We start from the raw sequence: 428 nt of genomic DNA on the forward strand, positions 1-428 counted from the left end.
AACGGTATTGCTGCTGGTTACGCCGGTCAGGCGATCATCAGAAGATTTAAACGGATTACGGGCAGGCTCCGTCGGACGGGGCGCGCTTTCAACCCGTTTCGCGACGACAGGCGGTGGCGGCGGCGGAACATCGGCATTAATGGTGAAAATGACCGTATAGTTGCCGCCGTTTTGCCGCTTCACCGCCTCGGTTTTACCATTTTCCGTCAGATCGACAAGCAACCGTAAAGATTGCGCATCTTTCGGCGTTCCGGCACGGATCGTTTTTACCAGATTGTTACCGCTAAACTGAAGCGGCAGCCCCTGAATCACGCCGGTCTGCCTGATATCCAGCGCCACGGTCCGTTTACCGTCCTGTGAGTAAGCATATTCCGGCTCGCCGATAAAACTCAGCGTAATGCGCGCCTGCTGCTCGCCGTTGGACACCT

1 protein-coding gene is annotated in these 428 nt (G+C 56.3%); it reads right to left on the minus strand.

Annotated elements, in window-relative coordinates; all coding sequences use genetic code 11:
• A partial coding sequence (locus J4G32_RS20680; RefSeq protein ID WP_210497509.1) for a hypothetical protein occupies positions 1-428 on the minus strand: 428 nt, incomplete at both ends.

This window comes from Microvirga antarctica (genome assembly GCF_017921815.1).
Lineage (GTDB): Bacteria > Pseudomonadota > Alphaproteobacteria > Rhizobiales > Beijerinckiaceae > Microvirga > Microvirga antarctica.